Genomic DNA, 11,170 nt, shown 5'->3' with positions numbered 1-11,170 from the left:
TTTTCAATAGTTTTCTAACTTGGTTTCCTAGTCAAACTGTCAGTTTTTCAGCCTTGGCACCTTTTTTGTAATTATTAAAAAAAAAAAGGACTAAATTTACATCAATAGATAATAAAATATGGACGATAATTTTTCACCAAAAGTAAGAGATGTAATCGCTTTCAGTAAAGAAGAAGCACTAAGATTAGGGCATGAATTTATTGGAACAGAACATTTATTATTAGGTTTAATTAGAAAAGGAGAAGGAAAAGCAATGGAAATCTTAACTGCATTTGATGTAGACACGATTCTTTTGCGTAAAAAGCTAGAACAATTAAACCCTGTAAACCCAACGTTTGCAGAAGCATCAGAAAAGAAAAGCTTGCACTTAACAAGACAAGCAGAAAAAGCACTTAAAACTACGTTTTTAGAAGCTAAGCTATACCAAAGTGAGTCTATAGACACAGCTCATTTGTTGTTATGTATTCTAAGAAACGAGAATGACCCTACAACAAAGTTAATACAGAAATATCATGTAAATTATGATGAAGCGAAAGCTTTGTACAAACAATTACATGTAGATAATGATTTAAGTATTGACGACGAATTACCTAACAACCCAATTGCAGAAACACCATCTGATGATGACGAATTTGCATCAGAAAAATCGAACCCTTTCGAGCAAGCGCCTAAAGGTAAAAACGTAAAAAAATCTAAAACACCTGTTTTAGATAATTTTGGTAGAGATTTAACTGCTATGGCAGAACAAGGTAAATTAGACCCAGTTGTTGGTAGACAAAAAGAAATTGAACGTGTTTCGCAAATTTTAAGTAGAAGGAAAAAGAACAATCCAATGTTAATTGGAGAACCCGGTGTTGGTAAATCTGCCATTGCAGAAGGTTTAGCGTTAAGAATTGTAGAACGTAAAGTGTCTAGAATTTTGTTTGATAAGCGTTTGGTTTCTTTAGATTTAGCTAGTTTAGTTGCTGGAACAAAATATCGTGGTCAGTTTGAAGAACGCATGAAAGCCTTAATGAATGAACTTGAAAAGAATGAAGATATTATTCTTTTTATTGATGAAATTCACACTATTGTTGGTGCTGGTGGTGCAACTGGTTCTTTAGATGCTTCTAATATGTTAAAACCTGCTTTAGCAAGAGGAGAAATACAATGTATTGGTGCAACAACGTTAGATGAATACAGAACAAATATCGAAAAAGATGGCGCTTTAGAACGTCGTTTTCAGAAGGTAATTGTAGATCCAACTTCCGTAGAAGAAACAATACAAATTTTACAGAATATTAAAGGTAAATATGAAGAGCATCATCATGTAAATTATACAGATGACGCTATTGAAGCCTGTGTAAAATTAACGAATAGGTACATGACAGATAGATATTTGCCAGATAAAGCAATTGATGCTTTAGATGAGGCCGGTTCTAGAATTCATATTACAAATATTGTTGTTCCTCAACAAGTCTTAGAACTTGAAGCGCAATTAGAAATTGTTCGCGAACAAAAAACAAAAGCTGTAAACGGACAAAAATACGAAGAGGCTGCCAAATTACGTGACGATGAAAAGAACATGGAATCTGCATTAGATTCTGCCCAAAAACAATGGGAAGATGATTCTAAATTAAATCGTGAAGTAGTTACAGAAGACAATGTTGCAGAAGTAGTTTCTATGATGACAGGAATTCCTGTAAATAGAGTTGCAGAAGCAGAAACACATAAATTACACGAACTACCGCAACTAATTAAAGGAAAGGTAGTTGGACAAGATAATGCCGTTACCAAAGTGGTAAAAGCTATTCAACGTAATAGAGTTGGTTTAAAAGACCCTAACAAACCTATTGGTTCTTTTATTTTCTTAGGACAAACAGGTGTTGGTAAAACTCAATTAGCTAAAGTTCTAGCACGTGAATTATTCGATTCTGACGATTCTTTAATTAGAATTGATATGAGTGAATACATGGAGAAATTTGCTATATCTCGTTTAATTGGTGCTCCTCCTGGTTATGTTGGTTACGAAGAAGGTGGTCAATTAACAGAAAAAGTTAGAAGAAAACCATATTCTGTAATTCTTTTAGATGAAATAGAAAAAGCGCATCCAGATGTGTTTAATATGTTATTGCAAATTTTAGATGACGGACATATTACTGACAGTTTAGGTAGAAAAATCGATTTTAGAAATACCATAATCATTATGACTTCTAATATTGGAGCACGTCAATTAAAAGATTTTGGTGGCGGAGTAGGTTTTGGTACTGCAACTAAAAATGCACAAGCAGACGAACATGCTAAATCTGTTATAGAAGGTGCTTTAAAGAAATCTTTTGCACCAGAATTTCTAAACAGAATAGATGATGTAATTGTATTTAATGCTTTAGAAAGAGAAGATATTCATAAAATTATAGATATCGAGTTAGATAAACTATTAAACAGAATATCTGATTTAGGTTATACATTACAATTAAGCGAAAAAGCAAAAGATTATATAGCAGACAAAGGTTTCGATAAAAAATACGGAGCAAGACCACTTAAAAGAGCAATACAGAAATACATTGAAGATGCCTTGGCAGAAGAAATTGTAAATTCTAAACTTTCTGAAGGTGATACGATTTCGATGGATCTAGATGAGAAAGAAGACAAGCTCACCATTAAAATTGAAAAAGGCGAAAAAAAATCTGAAATAAGAACCGAAACGGAATCTTAAAATATTAAAATCTCAAACGAAAGTTTGAGATTTTTTTTGTTTAAAAACAGATATCAATCAATGGTTATTTTTTTGATTAAAAAAAACTAACTTCGCTATCAACAGATTAAAGATGTAATTTGTAGTTAAAACGATGGAGAATATAAAATACTACACACAATTAAAAAAGTCTAATAAAACGCTTGTCGATGTATTAGCCGATGAATCTGATTTTTCTGAGATTCCGAATACTTGGCATGTTGTAGTTGTAGATATTAAAAACTCAACAAAAGCTGTTAACGAAGGCAAACATCATCAAGTAAACTTAACCGCAACAGGTGCAATTATATCTGTTTTAAATACCATTAGAAAAGAGAAGAAAAATATCGAAATCCCTTATTTTTTTGGAGGTGATGGTGCAACTTTTATCATACCAAACTTCCTTCTAAAAAAAGTTACACTTGTTTTAGAAAACTATAGTCTTCATATAAAAAAAAACACAGCTTTAACCCTTAGAGTTGGGCATGTTTCTGTAAAAGATTTAATTGCTAAAAAAGCCTATTTAAAGATAGTTAAGCATCAACTTACAGATCAATTGGCAATTCCTATTGTACTAGGAAATGGCTTAAAGAAAGCCGAAGAAATTATTAAAAAAAACTACAAAGAGATTGATACTATTGCCTTTAAAAAAGACCTTTTAAACTTAGAAGGTATGGAGTGCAGGTGGAAAGAAATTAATCCTACACAAAATGTAAAAAAAGTTGTTTGTTTATTACTAGATGCTGTAAAAGAAACCGAGCAAAAAGATATATATAGAGATGTTTTACATAAAATGGATAGTATTTTTGGCACATTTAACAACAGACAACCTATAAAAACAGCTTCTTTAGAATTAAACTTCAGTATTTCTAAAATTTGGGAAGAAATGAAGATTAGTCTTGCTAATAATAGCTTTATCTATTTAATTAAAAATTGGATAACGACTTTACTAGGAAAATGGTATTTTAATATGTCTGAAGACGGAAAAAAATATCTAAATCAAATCAGTCAGTTATCTCATACTTTTATGCTAGATGGTATGATTAATACTATTTTTACAGCAGAACAAAGTAAAATTGATCTTTTTTTAGACTACTTAAATCAATTAGAAAAAGAAAATAAAATTATTTATGGTATTCATCTAACACACGCATCTGTAATGTCTTGCTACGTTTTAGATAGAAAAACCAAACACGCACATTTTGTAGATGGTACTGAAGGTGGTTATACGTCTGCAGCAAAAATGTTTAAGGTTAAAATGAAAGCATTACACGGTTCTAATTAAATATTTTATTTATCTAAGAATTAATAAAATCATCATTAAACATTTAAACTTTAATGATAAAAACAAATGTTTGTTCTTTTTGATTTTATGATTCAAAAAACTAACTTAGCTAACTACTATTATAAAACAAAAAAAATTAAAACGTTTTACTGTTTTAATAACAAAATACATAATTAATACAACAACATGAATATAGCTGTTCTTATAGACGGAGACAATATACCATCTGCTCACGTAAAGGAAATGATGGAAGAGATTGCAAAATATGGCAATCCTACAATTAAAAGAATTTATGGCGATTGGACAAGTCCGCATTTATCTAAATGGAAAAATCTTTTATTAGAAAATGCTATTACCCCTATTCAGCAATACGCATATACAACTGGTAAAAACGCAACAGATTCTGCAATGATTATCGATGCAATGGATATTTTATATTCTGAAAAAGTAAATGGTTTTTGTTTAGTTTCTAGTGATAGTGATTTTACAAAACTAGCAACTAGATTAAGAGAGGCAGGAAAACAAGTAATTGGTATTGGCGAGAAGAAAACGCCAAATCCGTTTATAGTTGCGTGCGATAAATTTATTTACATAGAAATTATTAGAAAGCAAACAGGCAAGAAAGAAAACGTTAACCAGAAAGATAATGCAAAAGATAATGTAGATAAAATAACACCTAAGGTTACCAAATTAATTTCTTCTACAATAGAAGATTTATCAGATGAAGATGGTTGGGCATTTCTTGGAGATGTAGGGAGTTTGCTTCAGAAAAAACAACCAAATTTTGATTCTAGAAATTATGGATTCGATAAATTAACTCCGTTAATTAAATCTATTGGCAAGTTTGAATTAGAACAAAGAGAAACCTCTAAGAGTAGGCATAAATTAATCTTTGTAAAAAACAAATAGCAGACATAAACATTTGTTTTAAATTTTAACTTTCTCTATTTGAAACTAACAATTGATTAACATATTCTACTCTAATTTAATTTCTATATTTGTTTCAAATTATAATAAATAAAAATGAAAAAATTAAGCATTCTATTATTAGCTATTGTAGCAATAGTTTCTTGTACAAAAGAACACTCTAAAGAGTATCTTTCGTTATCTGGTAAATTAGAAAACAATAAAGATTCTACTATAACAATATCTAACCAAAAAGGCCCAATTAAAACAATTACTATAAACACAGATGGTACTTTTAAAGATACCTTAAAAGTAGAAAATGCTTCAATTTATACTTTTGGTACAAGTAGAACCAAAAGAGCTCCTATTTATTTAAAAAATGGTTTTGATATTAAATTAAACGGTGATGCCGATGAATTTATGTCTAGTTTTAAATTTTCTGGTAAAGGTGCAGATAATAGTAACTTTATGATTGCTCAAATAGCGGTAAGCCAAAAAATTGGTGATCCAACTTTAATTTTAGCTCTTGAGGAAAATGATTTTAAAAATAAATTAGAAAGCATTAAAAAGAGATTCGATAGTATTTTAAACTCTTATGATGATATAGATAGTTCTTTAGCTGCTATGGCAAACCAACAAACTACCCAAATGATGGTTGGTTTTAACCAAGCATATACTAAAAATAGAGCAACTGCTAAAGGAAGTCCTTCTCCTAAATTTACAGATTATACAGACTTTAAAGGTGGTGAAAAATCTTTAGACTCTTTTAAAGGAAAGTTTGTTTATATAGACGTTTGGGCAACATGGTGTGGACCTTGTATTCAACAAATTCCTTTTTTAAAGAATTTAGAAAAAGAATATCATGGTAAAAACATAGAATTTATTAGCCTTTCTACAGATGAATCGAGAAGAAGTGGTGGTTCTTGGGAAGCTGCAGAAAAAAAATGGAGAGACTTTGTAAAAGCTAAACAATTAACAGGAACTCAATTATGGGCAGGAAAAGACTACTCTTTTCAGCAAGAATACCAAATAAATGCAATTCCTAGATTTATTTTAATAGATCCACAAGGAAATATTGTAGATGCAAATGCACCAAGACCTTCTGAACCTAGATTAAAAGAAATTTTCACTTCTTTAGGAATCTAAACTTGATATAAAAGCACAAAAAAAGCGAAATTCATTCATTTGAATTTCGCTTTTTTTATACATTTAATAGTTTAAAAAAAAGAAGAGTCCATATTTTTTTAACACTTTATAATGCAATTACAAAGCTTAGATTCAACTTTTAATACTTAATTAAAAGTATTAAATTCTATCTTTGCTTAAATTAATAAAAAACAATAAAAATGAAGAAATTAAGCATCCTACTTTTTTTATTAGTAATTACCTCATGCTCTAAAAAGAATGATTTTACTGTATTTTCTGGAAAAATAAACAATGCAAAAGATTCTGTAATTGTTATTTCTGGGGATACCGTTTTTAAAGAAATAAAGCTAAATAAAGATGGTACGTTTAGCGATACTCTTACAATAAACAAAAAAGGACACTATACAATAAACCTTGGAAGCGATAAAAAAGGCGTAGTATATTTAGACAAAGGGTATAATTTAGTTCTAACAGCAGAGTCTAATCCTTTTTTCGAAAGCTTTAGCTATACAGGAGAAGGATCTGCAACTAATAATTTTATTTTAACTCAATTTGCGTTATCTAGAGATTTAGGTGACCCTACCAACCTCTTCGTTTTAGAAAGAGATTTATTTGATGAAAAATTAAATAAATTAGAAAAAACAATAGACAGCACAAATAATTTATATGCTAATAAAGGCGTCGATTCTACTATTCTTAATAGCGCACTAAAAATTAGCAAGCAATATCTTAAAAGTGTTTCTATGGATTATGAGAGAAGACACCCTTCTGCAGTAAAAGAAAGATTAATAGCAGAAAAATCTATTTTAAAAAAAATATCTCCAAAATTCGAAAACTACACAGACTACAAAGGAGGAAAAAAATCTTTAGATTCTTATCTTGGTAAATATATTTATATAGATATGTGGGCTACTTGGTGTACACCTTGTATTCAGCAAATTCCATTTTTAAAATCATTAGAAAAAGAGTACAATGGAAAAAATATAGAATTTATTAGTATCTCTACAGATGAATATAGAAAAAGTGGTGGTTCTTGGGAAGCTGCTGAAAAAAAGTGGAGAAATTTTGTAAAAGCTAAACAATTAACAGGAAATCAATTATGGGCAGGAAAAGACTACAGTTTTCAACAAGCATATCAAATAAATGCAATTCCTAGATTTATTTTAATAGGTCCGCAAGGAAATATTGTAGATGCAAATGCACCGAGACCTTCTGAACCTAGATTAAAAGAAATTTTCACTTCTTTAGGAATCTAAACTTAATATAAAAGCACAAAAAAAGCGAAATTCATTCATTTGAATTTCGCTTTTTTTTATTTTAAAATAATCATAGTTAAAAAAGGAACTATTAAAAACATTAAGTAAGCAAATACTACACTAAAGACTGCCATTGTTAATGTGAAAAATTTTTCTTTTTTATTTAGAAACACCTTATAAACAAGGTAAATCATATAAATAAAAACTAAAAAATTAAATAGTAAAATTTCATCATGATAAATAATTTTTACAAAAAAAGCTATTATTGTTGAATGACCAACTATAAAGGCATTTATTGTAATATGCTCAAAAAAGTTAAATCTCTTAAAAATTAGTTTTGTAAACAGACTTAAGTAAATAATTATTAGTAACCATAAGAATTTAAGTTTACTAAAAATATAACCTCCTGCATCGTAACCATATTTCTCAAACTTATTAAGGCTTTTAACCTTCTTAGAAATTTCTGTTGTTTCAACTAGTTTATCTTCTTTTAAAAAAGCGACTAATATTAAATAAACAGAAATAGTTATAATAGCATAACTTATAGGGTTTAAAACATATTTTCTTTTACCTTTTATATATTGAAATATAGTTTTTTGAGGATGAAGAGTTAAGTTTTTAATATTGAATAATAAACCTTTATCCATATTAACAAAACCAGAAAAAACATTTTCTATTAATGAAGAAAATGTAATTCTATTAAAATCTTTCTTTTCGCCACAAGTAGGGCAAAATTCTCCCGTTAACTCAATATTACAATTAATACAAGACATAGAGTTTTCTATTCTTTGTAAACTCCCATGTTTGCGTACTTATCCATTCTTTTAGCAACCAAGTCTTCTTCAGATAAATCTTTTAATTCATTAAAAGCACTAACAATTTGAGCTTCAACAGATTTAAAAGCACTTTGCCTATCAGAATGAGCACCTCCAACTGGTTCTTTTATGATACCATCTATTAGCTTCATTTTTTTCATATCTGCACCAGTTAATTTTAATGCTGCTGCAGCTTGCTCTTTATATTCCCAACTTCTCCATAAAATAGAAGAACAAGATTCTGGAGAAATAACAGTATACCAAGTATTTTCCATCATGTAAACTCTATCTCCTACTCCAATTCCTACAGCTCCACCAGAAGCTCCTTCACCAATAACAATTGTTATAATTGGTGTTTTAAGAATAGTCATTTCGAAAATATTTCTAGCAATTGCCTCTCCTTGTCCGCGTTCTTCTGCTTCTAAACCAGGGTAAGCACCAGGTGTATCTAATAAAGTAACAACAGGTATACCAAATTTCTCTGCCATTTTCATTAAACGCAAAGCTTTTCTATATCCTTCAGGATTTGCCATTCCAAAGTTTCTGTACTGGCGTGTTTTGGTATTGTATCCTTTTTGTTGACCAATAAACATATAAGATTGATCGCCAATTTTACCTAAACCACCAATCATCGCTTTATCATCACCAACACTTCTATCTCCATGAAGTTCCATAAAAGTATCTCCACAAATTGCTTTGATATAATCTAAAGTATAAGGTCTGTTTGGGTGTCTCGATAATTGAACTATTTGCCAAGGCGTTAAGTTCTTATATATATTTTTTCTAGCATCTGCTAGTTTTTTCTCTATTTTCTTACAAGTAGCAGTAACATCTACGTCACTTTCTTCACCAATAATCTGACATTTCTGTAGTTGATCTTGAAGCTCTTTTATAGGCATTTCAAATTCTAAATATTCCATATTCTAGTGATTTGATTTTAGTTATTTGTAAGGACAAACATACTATAAAATTTACTTTTTCAAGCAAATTAAATTTACTTTTTTCTCTTCAACTTTTGTTGAAACTTGTCTTTTAATGTTTTCCTGTTTTTTATAATTCCGTTTAATAGAACAACAAATAGAACTATAAAAGCACCTAAATAAAACGTACTACTCATTTGTTCTTCATCTCCAAAAATAAGTAAAGCCAAAATAATTGCATAAACAGGTTCTAAATTTATGGTAAGCATTACTGTGTAAGGAGATAAATATTTCATTACATGTACAGAAGCAATAAATGCGTACGCAGTACAAATGCTACTTAAAATAAAAAGATACAACCAGTCTGTTGTTTTAATTTGAAAAAAGCTTATAGAAAAACCATTTGTTACTAATAAATAAGCCGTTATAAAAAGAACTCCGAAAAATAATTGATAAAACGAAATCGTATCTGCAGTATATTTCTTAACAAACAAACCATTTAAAACAGAGAATAACGCACTTAAGAAAGAAGCTATTAGTGCATAAATAATTCCTAATTTATATTGACTTTCAAAATTAAAAATGATGTACAAACCACCAATAACCATTAAGCCTAAAAATATTTCTAGCGTGTTTACTTTCCTTTTAAAAAAAACAGGTTCTATTAGTGCTGCAAAAAAAGCACCAGTGCTCATAGTTACCAAAGCCACCGATACATTTGAAGCCTTTATTGCTTTAAAGAAGAAAACCCAATGTAAAGCAATAATAATTCCTGTAAACAAAAATTTTACAAGTCCTTTTTTATCAACTCTAAATGATTTTTTTTTGTAAATAAAATAAATTGCAATAAAAATTACTGCCAATAACATTCTATACCAAACCAAAGGAATTGCATCAATTGTAATTAAGGCTCCTAAAATTGCTGTAAATCCCCAAATAAAAACAATAAGGTGAAGTAATAGGTAATTATTTAATTTACTTTCTTGCATGGAAATAAAGGTAGATAGCTATAATACCAAACATAATATTAGGTATCCAAACATAAACTAAAGAATTAACACCTGCAACAGATCCTAAAACTTCTCCTACTTTCATAAAGAAAACATACAAGAACATAATACCAACACCAACCGCTAAGTTAACACCTGTACCTCCTCTTCTCTTTCTAAAAGCCAAAGCTACTGCAATAATTGTAAGAATATAAGATGCTATTGGTAAACTTGTTCGTTTATAAAGTTCTACCAAATACGCATTTAGGTTTTTTACACCTCTTTTTTTTGATATATTTATAAACGTTAATAACTCACCAGAAGGCATTTCTTGTGCAAAGGCAGATTTGTAGATTAAATCTTTTGGTGTAAAATTAAAAACTGTATCTAATTTGTTACCAGAAAAAATACTATCACTATTTTTATATATTAGTCGTTTTCTCCAGTTGTTTAAAGTGAAGGTAGAGTCTTTTTTATTGTACTTTAAATTATCTGCAGAAAGTTTAGATTTTAATTCTAAACCATCATAGGTTTCTGAGTTAAAATCATATCCTACATTGTTGCCTGTATTAAAGCTTCTAATAAAGATGTATGTACTATCTGTAAGTTGCAAGCTAAAATCTGAAACATACTTAAGTTCATTTTTTTGCTTGGAATTACTAATATATTTTTTTTCGAACCCTTTTCTTATTTTACTACTATTGGGTACTACATAATGATTCATTGCTAATGAAAGAACCGTAATTAAAGTTGCACCAACAAAATAAGGATATAAAAAACGTGTAAATGAAACCTTCGCATTTGTAATTGCTATAATCTCTGTGTTATTAGAAAGCTTAGATGTAAATAAAATTACCGCTATAAACAATGCCAATGGCATAAAGGTATTGGCATAGTAAATAATAAAATTTAAATAATAATCGTTTAAAATTTCACTAAACCCCAGGTTAGGATGTTCTAAGAAATTATCTATTTTCTCAGAAACATCGATAGCAATTGCTATTGGAATTAAGATTAATAAGGTAAACATAAATGTTACCAAAAATCTTTTTAATATGTACCAATCTATTATTTTCAAAAGGGTATAAATCTTATTATTATAACATCCTGTTCTCTAAAGTTAGTGAACAGAAATGACAA

General features: G+C 29.1%; 9 protein-coding genes. 5 read left to right on the top strand and 4 right to left on the bottom strand.

From position 1 onward, the window contains the following. Positions 1–118 precede the first annotated feature (118 nt). The 5 genes from SHK09_RS08980 to SHK09_RS08960 all read left to right on the top strand — a co-directional run bounded on the left by SHK09_RS08980 (position 119) and on the right by SHK09_RS08960 (position 7,306). Entirely contained in the window at positions 119–2,695 is a 2,577-nt protein-coding gene (locus SHK09_RS08980; protein ID WP_319810444.1) for an ATP-dependent Clp protease ATP-binding subunit, read from the top strand. A gap of 133 nt (positions 2,696–2,828) precedes the next feature. Then, positions 2,829–3,998: a DUF3095 family protein gene (locus SHK09_RS08975; RefSeq protein ID WP_319810443.1), complete on the top strand. Its 1,170-nt coding sequence runs from the start codon at positions 2,829–2,831 to the stop codon at positions 3,996–3,998. Positions 3,999–4,184: 186 nt separating this feature from the next. Then, positions 4,185–4,907, top strand: coding sequence for an NYN domain-containing protein (locus tag SHK09_RS08970; protein WP_319810442.1), 723 nt, complete (start codon positions 4,185–4,187; stop codon positions 4,905–4,907). Positions 4,908–5,021: 114 nt separating this feature from the next. After that, positions 5,022–6,050 (top strand): TlpA disulfide reductase family protein, encoded by a 1,029-nt coding sequence (locus tag SHK09_RS08965; RefSeq protein WP_319810441.1) that lies wholly within the window; start codon positions 5,022–5,024, stop codon positions 6,048–6,050. Positions 6,051–6,250: 200 nt separating this feature from the next. Then, on the top strand, positions 6,251–7,306 hold the full coding sequence (locus tag SHK09_RS08960; protein WP_319810440.1) for a TlpA disulfide reductase family protein: 1,056 nt from the start codon (positions 6,251–6,253) through the stop codon (positions 7,304–7,306). A gap of 56 nt (positions 7,307–7,362) precedes the next feature. On the opposite strand, the gene SHK09_RS08955 is transcribed toward SHK09_RS08960, so the two are convergent. The 4 genes from SHK09_RS08955 to SHK09_RS08940 form a co-directional block, all read right to left on the bottom strand. Further along, positions 7,363–8,079, bottom strand: coding sequence for a DUF3667 domain-containing protein (locus SHK09_RS08955; RefSeq protein WP_319810439.1), 717 nt, complete (start codon positions 8,077–8,079; stop codon positions 7,363–7,365). A gap of 8 nt (positions 8,080–8,087) precedes the next feature. Then, positions 8,088–9,041 carry an acetyl-CoA carboxylase carboxyltransferase subunit alpha gene (locus SHK09_RS08950; protein ID WP_319810438.1) on the bottom strand — a complete coding sequence of 318 codons (954 nt, stop codon included), beginning with the start codon at positions 9,039–9,041 and terminating at the stop codon, positions 8,088–8,090. A 74-nt stretch (positions 9,042–9,115) separates the two neighbouring features. Continuing rightward, positions 9,116–10,030 carry a DMT family transporter gene (locus tag SHK09_RS08945; RefSeq protein WP_319810437.1) on the bottom strand — a complete coding sequence of 305 codons (915 nt, stop codon included), beginning with the start codon at positions 10,028–10,030 and terminating at the stop codon, positions 9,116–9,118. Next, a complete protein-coding gene (locus SHK09_RS08940) occupies positions 10,017–11,108 on the bottom strand; it encodes an LptF/LptG family permease (protein ID WP_319810436.1) in 1,092 nt (363 codons plus the stop codon). Before SHK09_RS08940 ends, SHK09_RS08945 begins: the two co-directional genes overlap by 14 nt. Positions 11,109–11,170 lie beyond the last annotated feature (62 nt).

Source organism: Polaribacter sp. PL03 (genome assembly GCF_033875165.1).
Taxonomy (GTDB): domain Bacteria; phylum Bacteroidota; class Bacteroidia; order Flavobacteriales; family Flavobacteriaceae; genus Polaribacter.
Note: the sequence above shows the minus strand (reverse complement) of the source record. Positions and strands in the feature narration are given on the sequence as shown.